The organism is Paenibacillus sp. FSL H3-0457 (assembly GCF_037981725.1).
In the GTDB taxonomy this organism is placed as follows: Bacteria; Bacillota; Bacilli; order Paenibacillales; family Paenibacillaceae; genus Paenibacillus; species Paenibacillus amylolyticus.
Map to the genome: position 1 here is coordinate 2,955,759 of NZ_CP150283.1, position 21,334 is coordinate 2,977,092.

Here is a 21,334-nt window from a genome sequence, read left to right on the forward strand (position 1 = left end):
TCCTGTGTTATGATTTTGCCAGAGGTGAGATCCAATAATGTATACCATTATGATAATAGAGGACGATCCCAAGATTGCGGGATTATTGAAATCACATATTGAACGCTACGGGGACCGGGCCGTACTGGTCGAGGATTTTGAGATGATTGTGCAACAGTTTGAGCAGGTACAGCCACATGTGGTACTTCTGGATATCAACTTGCCCAGTTACGATGGTTTCTATTGGTGCCGCCAGATTCGTACGCTGTCTACATGCCCCATTTTGTTTATCTCCGCACGGAGTGGGAAGATGGATCAGGTCATGGCACTGGAGAACGGGGCGGATGATTATATTACGAAGCCATTTGAGCATGAGATTGTTATAGCAAAAATTCGAAGTCAGCTGCGCCGGGTATATGGGGACTATGCTGCACGTGACGAAGAACGCAAGGTGGAACTGGACGGCTTGGTCGTGTACTTGGAAAGACTGGAGATTCAGCTTGGTGATCGCAAAGTGCAGCTGACGAAGAAGGAAACGATTCTGCTGGAAACGTTACTGCGCCGCAGTCCAAAGCTTGTGAGCAGAGAGACCATCTTGGAGAAGCTGTGGGATGACTCTTTTGTGGATGACAATACACTCAGCGTTAACGTTACCCGGGTGCGTAAACGATTAGCCGAACTTGGTATTACGGATGCACTGGAAACGGTCAGAGGTTCGGGTTACCGATTGAACAATACCTGGAAGGCCTCTTCACCATCATGAGATTGTTTATACGAGAACATCTCGCTTTAACGTGCTGGGTTGTTGCCATCTTGTTCACCGTTGTTGCAGTGTTCTGGTATGACGGTTACAACGATTGGGTCACGGCTGCTTATGCCGTAGCGTTGGGATTATTTTTATACATCGGATATTTGGTGTATCGTTATTATTCACATCGCTCCTTTTATACCCGGATGTCACGGTCGATGGATTCGCTGAAGGAATTTGTACCATTGAACGAAACAAGTCCTTTATCACTGGCGCTGGAGAAGTTGTTGGATTCACAATACGGCCAGTATCATGCTCATCTTCATCGGCTGGAACAACGACAGCAAGAATATCTGACATTCATGAACCAGTGGGTCCATCAGATGAAGACACCGTTATCCGTTATTGAGTTGACCGTGGAAGGCCAGGAAGATGACGATCCTCGGTTCATAAGCATTCGGGAGGAAGCGGACCAGATGAGGCGAGGTTTGGAGACTGTGCTGTATGTGGCCCGGTTGGATACCTTCGAGCAGGATTTCAGTGTGGAACCTGTGATACTGAAGACCGCTGGGGAAGAGGCGATCCATGAACTCAAGCGATTCTTTATTCGCAATCACGTCTATCCAGAGATGCATATCGATTCTGCGCTGGTTGTGCAATCCGATGCCAAGTGGATTCGTTTTGTCTTAGTACAGTTACTGTCCAATGCAATCAAATATTCCGCGGGCAGCGGGCAAAAGATCTATGTGCGTGCGTATGAAGCCGAACGCTCCATCATACTGGAAGTGCAGGATCAAGGCATTGGGATTCCGAAGTCTGATCTAAATCGGGTATTCCAGCCTTTCTTCACCGGGGAGAACGGGCGACATTTCAAAGAGTCCACTGGCATGGGGCTGTATATTGCCAAAGAAGTGTTAACACGGATGAATCATCGGATTGATCTTGAATCCGTGTACGGCGAAGGAACGACTGTCCGAATCACATTCAACTCCTGAAGTGACAGATTGAGGTAAGATTGGGCCGTGAGGTGTGTATTTTTGTTGAAGAAGTGTGAGTGGAGTATATATTACAGTGTAAGTGTAAGTATAGACGTCTATTGCCTGATCGGGGCGAAGGCGTCTTTTTGATTTTTATGATGCAACCTTACAACATTGTCATGTTGATGAAAGGTTAAACCATAGGAGAATGGCCGAAACTTCGATAGACTATAGTCATAAAAGTACAGGAAAGGCCACGCACAATACACATGCACACAGCATGAAAGTAACTTAATTTTGAATTCATACATCACTAAGGAGTTGTAACCATGGAGATTTGTTCTGTGAAACAGATCAGTAAAATCTACAAAGGCATCGTATCTTATGAAGCGTTATCAGGTATTGACCTCAGTATTCAGGAAGGTGAGTTTGTTGGCATCATGGGACCATCGGGTAGTGGCAAAACAACGCTGCTGAACATGATCTCAACCATTGATCACCCAACATCAGGCGAACTGCGGATTGCAGGAAAGAATCCGTTTGAATTGAATCAGGACGAACTCGCGCTGTTCCGGCGCAAAGAGCTTGGATTTGTTTTTCAATCGTTCAATCTGTTAAATACACTGACAGTCAAGGAAAACATTGTGCTGCCACTGACTCTTGACGGTGTTTCGCTAGCAGAGATGAACACACGTGTCGAACAGCTGGCAAACAAGCTGGGGATCGAGGGTATTCTGAACAAACGGACATATGAGATATCAGGAGGACAGGCACAGCGTACGGCCATTGCCAGAGCGCTTATCCATTCCCCGAAGCTGATTCTGGCCGATGAGCCAACAGGCAACCTGGATTCGAAGGCGGCAAGAGATGTCATGGAGATTCTCGAAACTCGCAATCAGGAGGATCAGGCTACGATGCTGCTGGTCACTCATGATGCAGTAGCTGCAAGTTATTGCAGTCGGGTTGTCTTTATCAAGGATGGCAAACTGTATAATGAAATTCACTACGGCGATAATCGCGCAGCCTTTTACCAGAAGATTATTAATGTATTATCCCTAATGGGAGGTTCAGGACATGAATTTTCGCCAGTTCGCCATTAATAACGTTGTTCGCAACAAACGAATTTATCTGGCTCATTTTCTGAGCAGTACATTTTCCGTTATGATCTTTTTTACTTACGCATTGCTCCTGTTCCATCCTGATTTGAAAGCAGGGTTAAAGGGGTCAAGTGGGACGGTTACGTTGCTTGCGAATCAGGGGTTTGTGATTGCAGAGATCATTATATTCATCTTTTCATTCTTGTTCCTGCTCTATTCCGTTGGTTCATTTCTGAAGACTCGCAAGAAGGAATTTGGTATTTTCCTGATGATAGGCATGACACGTAAGCAGATGAACAGACTTCTGTTTATGGAGAACATGTGTATCGGATTAGCTTCCATCATTACCGGGATTGGACTCGGAATTATTTTCGGCAAATTGATTCTGCTGATCTGTGGCTCCATGCTGGCTGTTGAGAGCAGTCTTCGATTCTATTTTCCGCTAAAAAGCATTGCCCTGACGGCAGGTGCATTTCTGCTGCTGTTTGTTGTGATCGCGATGTCCTCATCCTTGCTCATTCGCAAAGGAACTCTCATTGACCTTGTGAAATCAGAGGAAAAACCGAAACCGGAACCCAAAGCCTCACGTCTACTCGCCTTGTTATCCGTATTGTTGATTGGTGGGGGTTATGCAGGAGTATTCACTTTTGTATGGATAAGCTTCTCCTTTCCGTTATTACTCGCAAGTGTCGTGGTTGTTATTGCAGGTACGTACTTTCTGTTCACGCAGCTCAGTGTATACATCATTCGGGCACTGAAAAGAAATCCAAGGTTGTTTTTCCGTAAAACCAATCTGCTCTTCCTATCTGAACTTACCTATCGAATGAAAGATAACGCCATCATGTTTTTCATGGTAAGTATCATCTCGGCTTCTTCATTTACGGGAATTGGCACCATGCTTGCTATTGCTGACCCGGGGTTGTCGTCCATGTCGAATCCGTACGCATTCAGTTATATGAATAACTGGTATACTCCAAACTCCGAGCGACATATTCGGCAGATTGAAGAAACGTTGATTGATAATCAAGTTCCCTACGTGAAGGGCAGTTATGCTCCTATAGGTGAAAATAATAATGGGAATATTATCAAACTGAGTGATTATAACCGTCTTGCGAAGGCACTGGGGTATGAAGAACGTACGTTGAAACAAATCGATGAGTCATTTATGACACCAAGCAATTTGGCGATGCGCAAGGAGTACCGTGAACAGGTTGAAAAAGGAGCCTCGGGAGGAAAGATCAATCTGGAGGTTGATAATCAGCACATACCTGTCCAGCTATCGACACCTGGTACCGATATTGTGATTCCTTTTCAATATGAAATTTATCTCTACGTCGTAACCGACGAATTGTTTAATAAGATGAGACCTGCGTACAACGAGGAAGTTGGCATGCCTGAAGGTTTCTATTCGAGTCGAACGATACAATTTATCGTGAAAGATTGGATGGGTACACGCAGCTTTGCTCCTGAATTGATCAAATCCATTCAAGATGATCATTCCGAAAAAGGTTATTACGAGGTCAGCGCGCTTGTGGTGGATTGGCTTAATTCCAAGCAGACCAATGGCATCATTCTAATTTTGAGCGGCCTGATCGGCATTGTTTTCTTCACCTTTGCAGCAAGTTTCACGTATTTCAGACTTTACGCAGATCTAGAACGGGATGAAGCGCAGTATCGCATGATTGGCAAAATGGGACTGAGTCGTCCCGAACTCCGTAAGATCGTAACAAGGCAGCTATTGCTTATGTTCTTCCTGCCGATTCTGGTGGCGGTCATCCACAGCTCGGTTGCCTTTGTGGCGTTGCAGCAACTGGTTGATTTCTCGGTCTTTGGATACAGCCTGCGCATCTTCTTGGTGTTTGCTTCCATGCAGATTTTGTATTTTGCACTCGTGCGCTGGCGGTATCTGCGTCACATGTATTCCAAATTAGTCTAAAATAGCATGGCCCAACAGACACCGGACTCATCGCTCGGTGTCTGTTGACTTTTCTAGCTGAGGCACAGTACTATTTCATTAGATACAGAATGTATCATTACATAGTTTCTCAAGCAGTTAGAAGGATGGAGTTACAGAAATGTCAGGCCGGTGCCTGAGAGGGAGGACATATCATGAGTATCACGATGTCTCGTGGACAAGCTTACATTCAGCGTTTGAATGATGAGCGGAATGTATGGCTGGACGGAGAGCGTATCCAGGTAACTGGGCATCGGGCCTTTCAGGGAACACTTCAAACCATAGAAGGATTGTTCAATCTGGTGGATGACCCGGAGACAAGGGAAACCGTGGCCTATTGGGACGAACAGACGGGAAGTTATGTGCATCGCTCTTTTCTTGTGCCTCGTTCACTTCCTGACGTAAACAGCAGGGCGGATGCTTTTCGGCTGTGGGCCGATCGGACGTATGGGGTGATGAGCCGATTGTCTGATTATGCCCGATCCAGGCTGACCGGTTGGTATGCAACACGACAAGAGATGACAGCGCATGACCCGGCATTTGCAGACAAAATATCGGATTATTTTGCACAAGCCAAACGAAACGATGCATTCCTGACAATTGTCCAGCGTGACCCGCAGATTAATCGGTCCTTGCCTGTTGGTGAAGATGAGGATGCCATGCTGCGAATTGTCAAAAGGAATACAGAGGGCGTAGTGATCCGCGGGGCCAAAATGGTGGCAACAGCAGCGCCTTATGCGGATGATATCATTGCTTATCCCGTTCAACGAATTCCAGGCCACCTGCCAGAGCTGGCCCATATGGTAATTGTAGCCGCGGACAGTCCGGGCTTGCACATGATGTGTCGTGAATCTTTTGCCACAAAAGATACAGATAGATCACATCCACTCAGTGCGCAGTATGATGAGATGGATGCTGTATTATTTTTTGATGATGTATTTGTACCCTGGGAACGTGTATTACTGCACAATAACCCTGAAGCCGTATGGCAGATTCGCTGCAATACAGCTTCGGCCAGTCTGGCCTACCATCAGAGTGTCATTCGATTACACTCGAAACTGGAGTTTATTACAGCCGTGACTTCAGCTATTGCCAAGGAGATCGGGGTGGACTCCTTCCTGAATGTGCAGGAACAACTCGGAGAGCTGATCAGTCAGATGCAGACTATCGAGGGACTGATTATTGCTGCTGAAGCACAATCCAAGCCGGACGCATTTGGCAACTGGTTGCCGGAATTCAAATATATTGAAACCGCACGTAATCTGGGCAATCACTATTATCCCCGCGCGGTGGAGATTTTGAAGACCATTGCTGCGGGTGGTCTGATTCAGATCCCCTCCGGTACGTTTGAGTTGAATGAAATGATGGGTTCCATGATTGGCAAATATCTTGGTGGAGTAACGATGCAAGCCCCGGAGAAGATTCGACTCTTTCAACTCGCATGGGAGCTGACCGGAAGTCCACTCGGAGCAAGGCATGATCTATATGAACGTTTCTACGCGGGTGATCCCGTGCGCAATCGGGCGAACCAATATGTGCAGTATGACAAGGAACGTTTATTCGGAAAAGTGGAGCCGTGGCTACGTTCGCTTAAGGACTGATCTGATGATCTAATACAAATGGTCCGAATGAAGATTGAAAAGCCTGAATGAAGAACGAAAAGCTTGAATGTAGGCTGAAAACAGCCCTTTTTTAGTTAATGCCTTGGCATGAGCCAGGGCTCTATTTCTATTTATTTAGATTATCTTTAGAAATGATTTAGGTTGAATTAAGAGACGTAGTATATAGTAATAATGTAGAGATAGGCATAGAGTATAGGAAATGAGAGGAATAACATGAGATACACCGTATTAATTGCAGATGACGAACCAGAGATTGTTGAACTGCTTCAACTCTATCTGGAGAAGGACTATACCATTAAAACTGCGGTGAATGGAGCCGAGGCATTACAATGCATACGTTCAACACAGATCGATTTGGTCATACTGGACATCATGATGCCTGTAATGGATGGATTGCAGTTGATCAAACAGATCAGAGCTACATATCACATGCCTGTACTGTTCCTATCCGCTAAAAGTCAGGATCACGATAAAATCCTTGGACTTGGACTTGGGGCAGACGATTATATAGCGAAGCCGTTCAACCCGCTTGAGATTGTCGCCAGAGTAGAGGCGTTGCTCAGAAGAGTTAATCAATTTGATGCAGCGGAGATCCCCGAAGCGAAAGAACAGAATCTGGTATTAGGTGATCTGACGCTGGATCGATCCCAATGTATCCTTTTTCGTTCAGGAAGTCCTGTAACATTGACCTCTACAGAGTATAAAATTATGGAATTGTTGCTTGATCAACCTGGCCGAGTGTTCACCCGTAAAAAAATATACGAAGCGGTCTGGGGCGACTATTATGCGCACGAGGACAGCACGATTATGGTACATATCAGCAACATTCGGGAGAAGATCGAGCGTGACTCCAGACAACCGGAATATCTCAAAACGATAAGGGGACTTGGATACAAAATTGAAGCGCCCATGGAAAGCTAGAGAAAAGCGACTGTTGCAGACATCCCTGACTTTGGACTTCTTGCTGTTCAACTTCTTTTTGCTGTTACTGGTATTGATTGTGTACCTTATGGTTTCACTTGATGTCGTGGATTTTCGCATTTCGGATCAGGTGGTAGACCCGAATCTGAATGTTGAAGCCCACATGTATGTGGAGGAGCTGGAGAACGAATTTTATTCCGGTGGAGGTTCGGTGTCGAAAGGCAAAGACACAGAGATTCAACGTCTCAAGGATAGCGGGGGCTGGATTGAAATTCTGGATGCGAATCGCAATGTCATTCATCATGTGGGAGACAAGCAAGATGCGATCACGCAATACAGTGAAGCTGATCTATATGATGGATTGGAAAATCGGAGTGACCAGGAATACTATTATTCGATCACTCCTCTCTCGACAGAAGGAGCGGTAGCGTATGTATTGCTCAAAATCCCGCGTGATCTGGTCAGCGTGCGGATTAATGATAATCAGTTGATTACTAATCTGAAACATCCATTATCCTTTTACATTATGATTGGCATCGGTTTAGTATTGTTATTGATCTTTGTCTATAGCTATTGGGTCGCACGGAGAATCAAAAAACCACTCAGTATCCTCTCATCGGGTCTTACGCAGATGATACAGGGAAATTATAGTACACGGATGTCGATCTCAGCCGAGAGGGAATTTGTCCAGATTGGTGAGACCTTTAACTACATGGCGGACGTCATTGAGAACACCTCTGCGGAGAAACGTTACGCCGAAGAGAGCAAACAGCGACTGATTGTAGATTTATCACATGATCTGAAGACACCGATAACATCTATACAGGGATATGCGCAGGCATTGGTGGAAGGACGTGGGGAGGACAAGGACAGACAGCAAAGATATCTGGGATACATCTATAACAAGTCTGTTCAAGTTGCACGCATGATACAGAATATGCTGGAGCTGCTCAAGGTGGATTCGCCCGATTTTCGCATGCATATTCAGAGAAGAGAGATTGGAGAATTCGTGCGTGAGATTATGGCAGATACCTATGGGGAGATTGAACAGAAACAGTTTGCCCTTCATGTACTTGTTCCTGATGAGGTGATCTACGCGAGGTACGATCCGGAGTTGTTATCCAGAGTCATTCAGAATCTGATTACCAATGCTCTGTCTTATAATCCAATCGGGACCGAACTGCGCGTCGAACTCATTCCGCTTCATACCCATGTGGTGATAGAGGTGGCAGATAACGGAGTGGGCATACCTCAAGAACTATGGTCAACGATCTTTGACCCGTTTGTCCGAGGGGATGAGGCGCGGACAGCGACCGGAGGCACCGGACTTGGTTTGTCCATCGCACGACGTAATACGGAGAAAATGGGCGGACGGCTGATCCTTTCCCGGCGTGGGCGAGAAACAACCGTGTTTAGCATTGAGATTCCAAATTAAATAAGAGAAGAAATGTCCATGTGGAGGGAAATATTTTGTTCAAAGTAAATACGTTTGTTCGGTTCAGTATTGCACTGGCGCTGATATTGGTTAATATCTATTTATTATCACGTGTAAGCTTCATCTTTCAGCCGCTCGTCACCATGATCACGGTCATTACCGTGCCGATGATGTTGTCGGTGTTCTTTTATTATCTGCTAAGGCCGCTTGTGAATTATATGGAGAAAAAGAAAATAAATCGCACGCTAAGTATTTTGCTAATCTATCTGGTTATTGCTATTCTGGGAGTGTTCTTCATCATTGGTTTATGGCCATCGTTACGTGAGCAACTGTTCAATCTGGTTGATAACGCACCAAGTTTAATTAATTCATTAAGTGACCAGCTGAGAGAGCTGGAGCAAAATGGTGCCATTCAGGCTTTGTTCCCTGAGGGCTCGACACCTTTCTCCCAGATCACGGAGTATATCAACAAAGGATTTAACTTTGTAACCAACTACGTAAGTGGATTTTTCTCACTTGTTTCCAGTTTTGCGATCATCTTGTTTACACTACCGATCCTTTTGTTCTATATGCTGTTACAAGGCGAGAAATTTGGCCGTAAATTGGCACATATTGCACCGAAACGTTTCCAGAATGACAGCCGTGAAGTTGTAATTGAGATTGATCAGGCGTTGAGTGGTTTTATCGTGGGAAGAGTTTTGGTCAATCTGGCGCTGGGTGTACTGATGTATATCGGTTTCTTGATCATTGGACTGCCGTACGCATTACTGTTGACAGTGATCGCGGTCATCATGAACTTTGTTCCGTTTATCGGAGCGATTGTGTCGTCCGTACCTATTGTGATCATGGGTCTCGTGGTATCACCATCGGTTGCCATCTGGTCCCTGATTATTATTCTTGTCGCTCAGCAGATTCAGGACAACCTGGTAGCACCTTATGTATTCGGCAAAAAGCTCGATATTCACCCGCTCACGACCATCATTCTGGTGTTGGGTGCAGGCGACCTGGGTGGAATTATTGCCATCCTGATTATTATCCCGGTTTATATGATCGTTAAAATTCTTTTGGTTAGAATCTATAACATGTTCTTTAAGGACAAATGGCAGAATGCATAGGATCTAAATTATTCGAAGGAGTGGAGCACATGTCTGAAATTATCGAAAAACAATACAATGAACCTGAATATATCGCATCTCAATCTGTTCAAATGGGTACCATTCATATCTCGAATGATGTGCTATCCAAGATCGTGGGGATGGCCGCTCAATCAACGGCGGGCGTATCCTCCATGTCGGTTGGACTGACTGAAGGCATTGCCAAGAGTATCAGCGGCAAGAGTCTGCAAAAAGGGATTGATGTACACGTCAAAGACGATCAGGCAACCATCCAGCTGCGCATCAACATTCAATATGGTAACAAGATGCACGAGGTTTGCCGTGAACTTCAACATAATGTTCAAAAGGCTGTAGAACAATTAGCCGGCGTTATGGTGGATGAAATCAAAGTGCAAGTTGTTGGCATATCCATGCCGGAGACGGTATAAACAAACGTATAGAATGTAAGGAATAACAATTGTAAGGATAAACGATTAACAAAAACAGCACCTTCCCAATTAACAACTTAACTGGGAGGGTGCTGTTTTATGTTTGCGGTAGTAGGTGGGAGCTTCGCCCATCACTTTTTTGAACATTTTGGAGAAAAGCAATTGATCGGTGTAGCCCACAGAACGGGCAATATCACCAATGGTCAGACCGGGATCAAGCGTTAGTTCGGCTGCCCTGCGCATCCGATAATGGACCAGATACGACTGAATACTGCTTCCCATCTGATCCTTGAAGAGAGAGCACAGATAACTGCGCTGTAAACCGACATGGGCCGCGATGGACTGAACGGTGATGGCATTGGCGTAGTTCATTTCAATGAAGTCCATTACCTGCGTAACGTACGTTTCCTTCGAATAATCCGACATGGGTTGAAGATGCTCGGAGTTGGCCTGATCAATCAAAATAGAGAAGAATTGATACAACAAACCAGTCATGCTCATCTCCCAGCCTTTATGGGTATTGCGAGAATTGATCATTCGGTGCAGGCAGGATCGCATCTCGTCGTCCTCATTGCCCAGTTCAAAGATCGGATGATGCTCTGACAGACAGGCCTGCTGTAAAAAGGAAGAACTATTGCTGCCTTGAAAAGCAACCCAGCTGTATTCCCATGGGTCATCCTGATCTGCTTCGTAATGCACGACGGAATGCGGAACGATCAGAAATCCTTGCCCTTTGTGCAGGGTGTACGTTTTGCCACCAACTTCGAAGGTGCCTTTGCCATTCAAAATATAATGAATTTTATAATAGTCTCGCATGGCAGGGCCAAAGTGGTGACCTGGTGTACAGGCTTCCGTACCATAATGAAGGAGCTGAAGCTCCTGAAAATGATTGTTTTTGAACATATACGTAATCAAGGGTATTCACTCCTGTACGATTTCGTCTCATCTTGCATTTTAACATACTACATAGCTGAAAAGATTAATTATTTAACATTAGTATATATATATAACAATCATTATTCCATATGTTCAAAGTGAAATGCCATATCGTTTATCCAGGAAAATGTCTAAGATGAAAAGGAATTCAACAAACCTTATAGGAAAGTGAGAATAACGATGCCCTATACTGCGAGTGAACAACGATATGATGAGATGAAATATGTACGTTCCGGCAAATCCGGAATCAAACTGCCGCAAATTGCGCTGGGTTTATGGCAGAACTTTGGTGGCAACCGTACATTGGATATTCAGGAAGAAATGATTTTGCGTGCCTTTGACCTCGGAATTAACCATTTCGATCTGGCGAATAACTATGGTCCACCTCCAGGATCAGCGGAAGAGAACTTTGGCGTGATTTACAAAAAACATCTGCGTCCTTACCGGGATGAACTGCTCATTTCCTCAAAGGCAGGTTACCATATGTGGAATGGACCTTACGGCGAGTGGGGCTCCCGCAAAAACCTGATTGCCAGTCTCGATCAAAGTCTTGGTCGGATGGGACTGGATTATGTAGACATTTTCTATCATCACCGTCCAGATCCGGATACGCCATTGGAAGAAACGATGACGGCATTGGATCATATCGTGCGGCAAGGTAAAGCACTGTATGTGGGCTTATCCAATTATAATGCAGAACAGACGCAAGAAGCGGTAACCATTCTTCGTCATCTGGGTACGCCATGTCTGGTTCATCAGCCAAACTACTCGATGCTGAATCGCTGGATTGAAGACGGTCTGCAAGACGTACTGGATGAGCAGGGCGTAGGCTCCATAGCGTTCTGTCCACTTGGCCGCGGTCAGTTGACGAATAAATATGTCGACAAGATCAAGGAAGAACGAGCCAATCCAACAGAAAATTTGAAAAAAGAAGCATACACAGACGAACGGATTGCCAAGTTCGATGCACTTCAGGCAGTTGCCGAGCGAAGAGGGCAGACGATCTCTCAACTGGCCCTGAACTGGATCTTGCGCGGTAACCGTGTAACTTCTGCATTGATTGGTGCAAGCCGTGTGTCCCAGATTGAAGAAAATGTAGCTGCGCTCAGCGCACCTGACCTGACAACGGAAGAGTTGAATGAGATCGAAAGCATTTTGGACGGAATGGGTAATTATCCGTGGTAACATCCACAGTATAGCTGTGTGAAAATTATAGTTAGGTAAAACTAATGTAATATAAATGAAGAATGAAAATGGCGCCTACCTGATCAATCAGGAAGGCGCCATTTTGTATATGTCATTTTCATTATAGGATAAGATCTATTATAATAGTTCATTAATTGACCTATGTTTATTTTTTTTAGAATGAACCTAGTTCATAGCACCTGGTCCTAGGATTTAGGGTATAATATATAGAAGCTTTACAATTGAACTACGAAGGAGAGGCTCCATTTGAACTTTGAACAGTGGATTTCGCCTGAAAGCTATAACCTGACATCCGAGATGGAGAATCATCCATCAGAGCGGATTGCACTTAGATGGCTCAGCGATCAACGAGAGGTGGAAGAGATCACGTATGGTGATTTATTTAAGCAGGCGAATCGTCTTGCTGGAGGTCTGCGTGAACTTGGACTAGAGAAGGGTGATCGGGTGTTGGTCATGGTACCACGCCGTATTATTGCCTATGTCATTTATATTGCTTGTCTTAAACTGGGGATTGCCGTTATTCCTTCCTCCGAGATGTTACGGGCAAAAGATCTGGAATATCGTCTGCGTCACTCTGAGGCGCGGGCTGTTATAGTATGGTCCGAGACGACCTCGGAAGTGGAAAAGATGGACGCGGATCTGCCGTCACTGGCACATCGCATCGTGGCATCACCGAATGAAGAAGTTAGCGTACCTGCTGAAGGTTGGGTGAATGTGCATCAGTTAATGCAGAATCAACCCGAAGAGATGGTTGCGGTGGAGACTCATCGTGATGATACGGCTATCCTTGCTTATACTTCGGGCACAACAGGTAATCCCAAAGGAGTTGTACATAGCCACGGTTGGGGATATGCCCATCTGCGGATCGCTTCTTCATTATGGCTGGATATTCAACCTTCAGATACCGTATGGGCAACGGCTGCACCTGGCTGGCAAAAATGGATCTGGAGCCCGTTCCTGTCGGTACTCGGAAGAGGCGCGACCGGACTGGTCTATAATGGATCATTCCAGCCCAAGCGTTATCTGGAACTGATGCAGGAACATCAGATTAATGTCCTTTGCTGTACACCAACAGAATATCGGTTGATGGCCAAAGCAGATGATCTTGGACATTATGACCTGTCTCATCTGCGCAGTGCTGTTTCAGCGGGTGAACCGCTCAATCAGGAAGTCATTGAAATCTTCCAGCGTCACTTCGACCTGACTATTCGGGACGGATATGGACAGACCGAGAGCACGTTGTTAATCGGCAGTCTCAAAGATGCGCCTGTACGTATTGGCTCGATGGGTCAGTCGATTACACCTGGATTGATTGAAATTATTGACGATGAGGGACAACCTGTGCCTCCGGGTGAAGTGGGAGATATCGCGGTACACAAAGAGATGCCAGCTTTGTTCCGGTCCTATTATCAGGATGAGGGACGGAAGGAAGCGAGTCAGCGTGGCGATTATTTTGTAACAGGGGACCGTGCACGTAAAGACGAAGAAGGTTATTTCTGGTTTGAAGGCCGTAGTGACGATATCATCATCAGTTCGGGTTACACGATTGGACCATTTGAAGTGGAAGAAGCACTTATGAAACACGCCAGTGTGAAGGAATGCGCGGTGGTTGCAAGTCCGGATGAGATCCGCGGCAATATTGTCAAAGCTTTTGTTGTGTTGAGAGACAATTCACTGGCTTCACCGGAACTGATGCGTGAACTGCAACACCACGTCAAGGAAATCACAGCACCTTATAAATATCCACGTAAGATCGAATTTGTTACGGATCTGCCAAAGACCAACTCTGGTAAAATCCGCCGGATCGAGTTACGTGAACAAGAAAAACGTAATGGTTAGATCATTTTGTATAGATGAAATTTTAGATATTAAGCCTGCGTAGTGAAAGAGAAGGAATCGATTCTGTAGAAGCGAAAGCGGTCGTATTTGTCTCCGAATATTAACCTTTGAAAAATACGATGAAGAAAATTTGGAGACAACGACGATCTAAAGAACGATCCTTCGCTGTAACGGCCACTCAGCAGATTCCAAGTCACTTGCAAACCATGTCATAATATATGAAACAGGAGTGAACACAACCATGAGTCAATTTGAACAAACCTTTGAAAAGTCATTGGAACAATACGCAGAACTAGTTGTTAAAGTTGGCGTGAATATTCAAAAAGGACAGGATCTGCTCGTTACTGCACCGATCGAAACGCTTGAATTCACACGTCTCATTGTGCAAAAAGCCTATGCGGCTGGTGCCAACTATGTACAAGTGGACTTCGATGATGACAACATTACCCGCAGTCGTTTTGAGCATGGTTCCAATGACAGCTTTGACTATTATCCAGCGTGGAAAGCGGATATGATGGAGAAGTTTGCAGAAGCAGGCGGCGCTACCCTGACGATCAAAGTTCCAGATCCTGAACTGTATAACGGAATTGACTCCGACAGCGTTTCCCGTGCTACCAAGGCAGCTGCACACGCACGTCGCGGATATGCCAAATACACACGCAACCATGAAATTAGCTGGTGTCTGATCAAAGCACCGACCAAGGCTTGGGCGAACAAAGTATTTGCCGACATCCCGGAAGAAGACCGAATCAACGTGATGTGGGAAACGATCTTCAAAATGAACCGTGTAGATGGCGGAGACGCCGTACAAAATTGGAGAGAACATCTGGATACCCTGAATACCATGAGTGATCTCCTGAATAAAAAGAACTATAAGAGCCTGCATTACCGTGCGCCAGGTACAGATTTGAAAATTGAATTGGTCCACAACCACATCTGGGGTGGCGGTGGTAGCGAAAATAAACAAGGTGTATACACCGTTGCCAATATGCCAACTGAAGAAGTATTCACCATGCCTAAACGCAGCGGAGTGAATGGATATGTCAGCAGTACCATGCCTTTGAACCTGAACGGACAACTTGTAGACCAGATGAGAATCACATTTAAGGATGGACAGGTTGTAGCGTTTACGGCAGCATCCGGTGAAGAGCATTTGAAGAACCTGTTTGCCACCGATGAAGGAGCACGTTATCTGGGTGAGGTCGCACTCGTACCACATGACTCTCCGATCTCCAACCTGAATCGCATTTTCTACAATACGGGTATTGATGAAAATGCATCTTGCCACTTGGCTGTGGGAAGTGCATATCCATTCAACATGAAAGATGGCACAACGATGTCGAATGAAGAGTTGCTGAAGCATGAGTGTAATGTGAGCTTGACTCACGTTGATTTCATGATCGGTTCCGCTGAGCTGGATATCGATGGTGAGTTACAGGATGGTACAATCGAGCCGGTATTCCGTAAAGGCAACTGGGCATTTTAATTTCTAATTTAGTTATATAAGTTGAACTAAAGATTATTTACACTGACACTACGATGACAGAATAACCTTCCAATCGCTGTTATCCCCAGAATTTTTTTGATTCCCTTTTCCGAAGGGGAAAATCCGAGGATAAAGGCGAACGCTTCGCTTTTTTAGTTTTTTTCTGTCCTCTCCGTTATCTTGTAAATGATTAGTTCAACATAAATAGTAGCAGTAATATTACTGAACGAAAAAGTGACTTCAACTTGAAGTCACTTTTTTTTCCTCGTAACATGGATTACACGGGTCTTACAGGTACACATATCTCGCAATAATGCTGATTAAGCAGTTCCCAACGATATCGTTCTATAACCGGCTTGTTGTCCATCTGATAACCACTTGTTTGTAAATGAGGGATGATCACATTCCATGCTTGCTGAATAGCTTCTGCCGTGTGCTTCACTTTACAGATGAGATAATCTCCGCCTGATAGCTCGCCAAACTCAATAGAATCATCTTCCAGACGTTCAAATTCGGCAATAACAATACAGGCATCATATCTACATTTTTCGGGCGGTGTGGTAGTTGGGTCATCTTGTGGAATACCGAATAAAATTGCTGATTCATGAAGCAGTTGGTTTTTGTCTGCCCATTGTTTTAGCGTATTCATCGCTTGAGCATTGGCTGGACCGTAAGGACCGACTTGTCGAACATAGGCGATACGGTATGACGGGAGGTTTTCGATAACCATTTCCATGAAAATCTTCCTCTCTGTATGATTTCTCTTACATGTTGGATGCTAACATGATATAAAAGAATTTGCTTAGATAATTGTTGAATCCCGGCGACGAAACTCATAGAATAGTGATAATATGTTGGAAGACTGTTCCAATAGAGCGAAACGAGAGGGGGAGGCGTTAGACATGGATATTACTTATGCCTTCACGGATGAACATTTCAAGCAAGTTGTGTTGGATCGTTTTTGTGATCAGCGGGATTTCATCCAGGAGAGAGACGTTTGTGAGGTTGAGATATTAGAACTCTCAAATCACAATATTAGCAATCTTGATGGAATCGAGTATTTCAGGGGTCTTCAAGAGCTGGATTGTGCCTATAATCAATTGACCGGTTTGGATCTAGCTCAGAATCACAAGCTGAGGATATTACGTTCCAGAGAGAATCAGCTTCTTACACTGAACCTCCGCTCCAATTCGGAATTGCAGGTGCTGGATTGCAGTTTTAATCGACTTCGCAAATTGGATCTTTCTCATAATTCCAGGCTTGTAATGGTGGAGTGTCATTGGAATATGTTATCGGAGCTGGCTTCGGAGCACCTTGAGCAGTTGGAGGAACTTAGTTGCAGTTATAACGCTCTTTTCTCACTTGAACTTGAACACAATAAGCAACTGCGGCGACTTGATTGCGCCAACAATTATATGTTGGAACTTGATGTAACAAGTTGTCCAAACTTGATTGAACTTCGTTGTAACCACAACCATATCAAACAGTTGGATTTTCGTTCAAATATGGTTTTAGAGAGTGTCCGTTGTTTTAACAACCATATTAGCAAGCTGGATATTCGCCATAACGTACAACTGAGAGAGTTGTACTGTTCCGAGAACAAATTAAACGAGTTGGATTATAGCGCTAATCCCAAGCTGGAAAGACTGCAGTATGCAGATAATCTAATGTTTGAATCCAATTATGAAGTTCCCGGTATGGGGTTGTTTCAGTATGACGTCTCGATGTCCAACTATCAGATGAACTTACTTATTCAGGATAAAGAACTGGTAGTCACTGCACAGGTTTCAACCAAGACAGAGTTGGAGGCCTTATCCCCATATATGGAAGAGACGTGGAAACGGTGGGACATGCTTGGTGAGCAGGCACTTAAAACCATTGCCGAGGCTCATCCGGACGAAGATATCAATACATTGATTTTGGCTGATGCAGAATTTCAGGGAGATCAATATTTCCGATTGGGTTATGATGCGGGGGATACACCTGCTGGTCGACTGTACATATATGCGGAGTTTGACGATGAATTTCACATGTTGGATACGTTGATCTATGAAACGTATTAAAGCCACGAGATCGTGGCTTTTTTGCTTTGTTGAACTAAAGATTATTTACACTGACACTACGATGACAGAACAACCTTCCAATCGCTGTTATCCCCAGATTTTATTTCCATTCCTTTTCTAAAGGGGAAATCCGGGGATAGCGTATGCTTCCGATGCAGCTTTCTTTCAGAAAGCTTTTAGGCGAACGCTTCGCTTTTTCAGGTTTTTTCTGTCCTCTCCGTTATCGTGTAAATGTTAGTTCAACTTATATAATTGGTTATATTATATGTTATTCAGCGTGCATTTTGTTAAAGCTAACATATTCGTTAATCGGTTTACGGTAACCGCGTGGGCGCTGTTTGGCTTCCGACTTTTTGCCGATGGTGATCAGCATAACCGGTACGTAATGGTTAGGGATTTCCAGGCTCCGTTGCAGTTCTTCCGAGTCAAAGCCAATCATTGGACAAGTGTCCCAACCGCGATCCTGAGCGATCAGCATCAATTGCATGGCAGACAGGCTGGCATTGCGAATCGCATCCTCACGTTGGAAGAATCTGCCGCGAGATTCGTAAAATTCGGTGACACTTTGGGATTCCTGCTCGTATTGGAACGGAGTAAGAGCGCCCAGGTTCAGCAGGCCTTCGTTAATCGTGCGGATATGATGATGCGCATTGACGTCGCCCAATACCACGATGACCGCAGAAGCTGTTTTTACCTTATATTGCTGGGAAGCTTCATAGACTTTCTCTTTCTGTTCCTCGTCTTTAATTACAAGATAGTGCGTGTGTTGTAGGTTAAAGGCAGATGGTGCAAATTTATTCAGGGCAAACATTTCTTGCAGTTCCGAATCCGAAATTTCAATTCCTTCTTCAAAAATAACGGCCGATCTACGGTTTTTGACTAGATTCTCCAACTCACTCATGGTAGTTTCCCTCGCTTATGTATGATTTATAAACTGACTATAACACACTTAGTTACTTTATGTAAGTATTATTTTAGAATAAGACAAGGATCGTCTGCCATACGCTAAAATAAAACACTAGAGGTGATTCATGAAAGCATTGATCGCAAGGTATATGGGAGGACATGACCCTCATGAATTTCGGGTATATGTGATCCAATCTTCTACGTTAAAACGTTTTGTAGTCGTGGAGATTATTCTAGGCCCTATCGTGTACAATGTCGCACTTTATTTGTGCCATAATGTAATACTTGCTGGAGTAGGCTCTTGGGCTGGAACAGAAGGTCTGAAGAGACTGCCACTGGTCTTTAGAAAAATCGTTGGGACATGATGAAGTGTGTAAATGAAAAATTGAAGCAGAAGAGGGCCAGTTGCGGCCCCATCTTCTCCTTCAGTCATGTTATCTATAGTCACTCTTCTTTTATCTAATCACATAACTGTCTACGCTTTGGGTTCAAACCTGCCTTATTTGGCACGTTCCAAATACTGCTCCAGCGTAAGTTTCTGGTTGGTAATCTCACCAGCAATATATACCCCAACATAACGTACATGCCATGGCTCATAGGAGTAACCAGTCAATTTCTCCTGATCTTTGCCATAACGGATGATGAAGCCGTATTTGTGGGCATTGGCTTTCAGCCATTTGCCTTCTTTGGTGTTGCCAAAGCTTTGCTGAAGATCATAACCAGCCGAAGCGCTGGAGATATCCATAGCTAGACCGGTCTGATGTTCGCTTTGTCCTGGCCGAGCACTTGTTTTATTGGCAACAGCTTCACCTTTGATTCTGGCATTACGGTCAAAGATCGATTTCTGAGTCGCATAAGAGCGATAGCCAGACACCGCTTTGATATCGATGCCGTCTTTTTTGGCAGCCGCAAATAGTTTCTCTAGCGCTGTTGCAGCTACTTTACGCATTTGTTTCTTCGGACTGGAACCTGAGAAGCTAAAAGGAATATTAGGTACAACCAAATCTTGAGGTGCATAAGTTGAAGGCAGATTTCTCTTTTTATTGACAAGCACAACTGTACTGGACACATTGGTCACAGTTGCCACATTTTTAATCGTTTTGATCGTACGACCAGGTGCATTATCATGCAGAAATTGAGTGAAGCTGGAGCTTGCAGCAGACGCGACGGGATTCAGGCTTGAAGTGATGGGAAACGTAGTAAAGGCAGAACCTGCTACAACAGAGCCTACGAGAATTGTAGATATGATGGATTTACGAGTAAAAGGTTTCATGATGTGTGTTCCTCCTCGGAATATATGAATCTATATACCGAGTATACTAGAGGATTATATCCATAGGTTCTCCAATTGTTTCCGAGTTGTAAACAAAGTTTGCTAGATTCTTCTTCTTCAACTCTCGTAGAGGCAGTATACATGAAAAAGCCGTTGCATTAGATGCAACGGCTTTTGATGTGAAGAGAGATAATGCTAGATTACTTCAAGTAAGCTGGAGACTGTATTACAACATGCAGGCGTCAGATCCACCGGAGCTTCCCGCAGTTACAGTACGGGTGTCACGAACGCGAACGTTGGCGCTGAGCACACCAGAATCACTGCTTAATTTGAAAGAAGGATAGTTCTCTTCTGTATCCAGCTTCATGTGTTGTTCAAGGTTTAGCTGCTGCTTCGGATCAACATAGAACGGAACCAGATTGGTTTCAATCTGCGCGTCGAGAGCCGCAAGTTCATCAACAATGATAATAGCGATAACTCCGTTACATCCGCAACCTTCCAAGTCATAGATCACTTTGAAATATCCGGGTTGGTCATTCAAGCTTTCCGTCAATCGTTTTGCAGCCAAATCTGTAATTTGAATATACATATAGGTACACTCCTTTATATGTGGTCATGGTTGGTAAGTGGTAAAAGAATTCATTCAGCTTCTATTTCCCATTATACCACTTTGGCAAAAATCAAAGCATTTATTTTCTTGACTGATCAGTCTGGAAAAGGTATTCTTTAGTTAATGAGTAGGGAGGTGAGGTCTGAAATTGGGAAGAGCCAAGGAGTTTGACACGGAGACTGTTCTAAGAAAAGCAACGTCTGTATTTGGAGCGTACGGTTATGAAGGTACATCTTTGAGTTTACTGCTGAGTGAACTTGGCATTGCGCGGCAAAGCCTGTATGACACCTACGGAACTAAACATGATTTATTTGTCTCTGCTCTTAAATTCTATATTCAGCAGAAGACAGAGGCGGGGATCAAACTATTAAACGAATGCACAAGTGTGAGGCAAGGCGTGACCGAGTTGTTCAACGAAGCGGTTAACGTGTTGACAGACAACGAACGTCGTAATGAATGTTTCATCATTAATAGCGCGGTTGAACAGGCACCACAAAATCACGAAATCGCGGTCTTTATTCAAACCACTAACCAACAAATGGAAGATGTTTTCCATACTGCGCTGTTACGAGGCCAGAGGAGTGGCGAATTGAGGCACGCTGAGGAAGAATTGCCCGGGCTTGCCCGTTTTCTGAATTATTCCCGACTCTCATTGACCTTTACAGCGAAGAGCGGTGCAAGCGCAGAAGCGCTACGAGATTTTGTACAGATGACCCTAAGGGCTTTGGATTAACGTTTT

20 protein-coding genes are annotated in these 21,334 nt (G+C 44.5%); 15 read left to right on the top strand and 5 right to left on the bottom strand.

The annotated features are described in order from the left end of the window. Positions 1 to 37 precede the first annotated feature (37 nt). The 9 genes from MHH25_RS13325 to MHH25_RS13365 all read left to right on the top strand — a co-directional run bounded on the left by MHH25_RS13325 (position 38) and on the right by MHH25_RS13365 (position 10,276). Positions 38 to 742: a response regulator transcription factor gene (locus MHH25_RS13325; RefSeq protein ID WP_047842720.1), complete on the top strand. Its 705-nt coding sequence runs from the start codon at positions 38 to 40 to the stop codon at positions 740 to 742. Then, entirely contained in the window at positions 739 to 1,722 is a 984-nt protein-coding gene (locus tag MHH25_RS13330; protein ID WP_340020192.1) for a sensor histidine kinase, read from the top strand. The genes MHH25_RS13325 and MHH25_RS13330 overlap by 4 nt, the downstream gene beginning before the upstream one ends. 311 nt (positions 1,723 to 2,033) lie before the next feature. Continuing rightward, on the top strand, positions 2,034 to 2,804 hold the full coding sequence (locus MHH25_RS13335) for an ABC transporter ATP-binding protein (protein WP_340020193.1): 771 nt from the start codon (positions 2,034 to 2,036) through the stop codon (positions 2,802 to 2,804). Next, positions 2,779 to 4,737 carry an ABC transporter permease gene (locus MHH25_RS13340; RefSeq protein ID WP_340020194.1) on the top strand — a complete coding sequence of 653 codons (1,959 nt, stop codon included), beginning with the start codon at positions 2,779 to 2,781 and terminating at the stop codon, positions 4,735 to 4,737. The genes MHH25_RS13335 and MHH25_RS13340 overlap by 26 nt, the downstream gene beginning before the upstream one ends. A gap of 173 nt (positions 4,738 to 4,910) precedes the next feature. Then, a complete protein-coding gene (locus tag MHH25_RS13345) occupies positions 4,911 to 6,356 on the top strand; it encodes a 4-hydroxyphenylacetate 3-hydroxylase N-terminal domain-containing protein (protein WP_340020196.1) in 1,446 nt (481 codons plus the stop codon). A gap of 234 nt (positions 6,357 to 6,590) precedes the next feature. Beyond that, positions 6,591 to 7,298: a response regulator transcription factor gene (locus tag MHH25_RS13350; protein ID WP_047842723.1), complete on the top strand. Its 708-nt coding sequence runs from the start codon at positions 6,591 to 6,593 to the stop codon at positions 7,296 to 7,298. After that, a complete protein-coding gene (locus tag MHH25_RS13355) occupies positions 7,276 to 8,733 on the top strand; it encodes a HAMP domain-containing sensor histidine kinase (protein WP_340020197.1) in 1,458 nt (485 codons plus the stop codon). The genes MHH25_RS13350 and MHH25_RS13355 overlap by 23 nt, the downstream gene beginning before the upstream one ends. A 35-nt stretch (positions 8,734 to 8,768) precedes the next feature. After that, positions 8,769 to 9,848 carry an AI-2E family transporter gene (locus MHH25_RS13360; protein ID WP_105598509.1) on the top strand — a complete coding sequence of 360 codons (1,080 nt, stop codon included), beginning with the start codon at positions 8,769 to 8,771 and terminating at the stop codon, positions 9,846 to 9,848. Positions 9,849 to 9,877: 29 nt separating this feature from the next. Then, on the top strand, positions 9,878 to 10,276 hold the full coding sequence (locus MHH25_RS13365; protein WP_340020198.1) for an Asp23/Gls24 family envelope stress response protein: 399 nt from the start codon (positions 9,878 to 9,880) through the stop codon (positions 10,274 to 10,276). A 69-nt stretch (positions 10,277 to 10,345) separates the two neighbouring features. Here the strand turns inward: MHH25_RS13365 and MHH25_RS13370 are convergent, their stop codons facing one another. After that, entirely contained in the window at positions 10,346 to 11,191 is an 846-nt protein-coding gene (locus MHH25_RS13370) for an AraC family transcriptional regulator (RefSeq protein ID WP_340020199.1), read from the bottom strand. Between the two features lie 201 nt (positions 11,192 to 11,392). Between MHH25_RS13370 and MHH25_RS13375 the strand changes: the two genes are divergently transcribed. From MHH25_RS13375 to MHH25_RS13385, 3 genes are all read left to right on the top strand, one after another. Continuing rightward, a complete protein-coding gene (locus tag MHH25_RS13375) occupies positions 11,393 to 12,397 on the top strand; it encodes an aldo/keto reductase (RefSeq protein ID WP_340020200.1) in 1,005 nt (334 codons plus the stop codon). A gap of 267 nt (positions 12,398 to 12,664) precedes the next feature. Beyond that, a complete protein-coding gene (locus MHH25_RS13380; protein WP_340020201.1) occupies positions 12,665 to 14,257 on the top strand; it encodes an acyl--CoA ligase in 1,593 nt (530 codons plus the stop codon). Positions 14,258 to 14,498: 241 nt separating this feature from the next. Beyond that, the gene (locus tag MHH25_RS13385; RefSeq protein WP_036608587.1) at positions 14,499 to 15,743 is read left to right on the top strand and encodes an aminopeptidase; all 1,245 of its coding nucleotides are present in this window, start codon (positions 14,499 to 14,501) and stop codon (positions 15,741 to 15,743) included. A gap of 277 nt (positions 15,744 to 16,020) precedes the next feature. Here the strand turns inward: MHH25_RS13385 and MHH25_RS13390 are convergent, their stop codons facing one another. After that, on the bottom strand, positions 16,021 to 16,479 hold the full coding sequence (locus tag MHH25_RS13390; RefSeq protein ID WP_076318063.1) for a GyrI-like domain-containing protein: 459 nt from the start codon (positions 16,477 to 16,479) through the stop codon (positions 16,021 to 16,023). Between the two features lie 166 nt (positions 16,480 to 16,645). Here MHH25_RS13390 and MHH25_RS13395 point away from each other — a divergent pair, with 166 nt between their 5' ends. Further along, complete coding sequence (locus MHH25_RS13395) at positions 16,646 to 17,806, top strand: leucine-rich repeat domain-containing protein (protein ID WP_340020202.1); 1,161 nt, start codon at positions 16,646 to 16,648, stop codon at positions 17,804 to 17,806. Positions 17,807 to 18,074: 268 nt separating this feature from the next. Here the strand turns inward: MHH25_RS13395 and MHH25_RS13400 are convergent, their stop codons facing one another. Next, a complete protein-coding gene (locus MHH25_RS13400; protein ID WP_076214767.1) occupies positions 18,075 to 18,707 on the bottom strand; it encodes a nitroreductase family protein in 633 nt (210 codons plus the stop codon). A 130-nt stretch (positions 18,708 to 18,837) separates the two neighbouring features. Here MHH25_RS13400 and MHH25_RS13405 point away from each other — a divergent pair, with 130 nt between their 5' ends. After that, positions 18,838 to 19,077 (top strand): hypothetical protein, encoded by a 240-nt coding sequence (locus MHH25_RS13405; RefSeq protein ID WP_235193803.1) that lies wholly within the window; start codon positions 18,838 to 18,840, stop codon positions 19,075 to 19,077. A 134-nt stretch (positions 19,078 to 19,211) separates the two neighbouring features. On the opposite strand, the gene MHH25_RS13410 is transcribed toward MHH25_RS13405, so the two are convergent. Both MHH25_RS13410 and MHH25_RS13415 read right to left on the bottom strand, forming a co-directional pair. Next, entirely contained in the window at positions 19,212 to 19,985 is a 774-nt protein-coding gene (locus MHH25_RS13410) for a M15 family metallopeptidase (protein ID WP_340020203.1), read from the bottom strand. 226 nt (positions 19,986 to 20,211) lie between these two features. Then, the gene (locus MHH25_RS13415; protein ID WP_047842733.1) at positions 20,212 to 20,574 is read right to left on the bottom strand and encodes an iron-sulfur cluster biosynthesis family protein; all 363 of its coding nucleotides are present in this window, start codon (positions 20,572 to 20,574) and stop codon (positions 20,212 to 20,214) included. Positions 20,575 to 20,743: 169 nt separating this feature from the next. Here MHH25_RS13415 and MHH25_RS13420 point away from each other — a divergent pair, with 169 nt between their 5' ends. After that, positions 20,744 to 21,328: a TetR/AcrR family transcriptional regulator gene (locus MHH25_RS13420; protein ID WP_253508024.1), complete on the top strand. Its 585-nt coding sequence runs from the start codon at positions 20,744 to 20,746 to the stop codon at positions 21,326 to 21,328. Positions 21,329 to 21,334 lie beyond the last annotated feature (6 nt).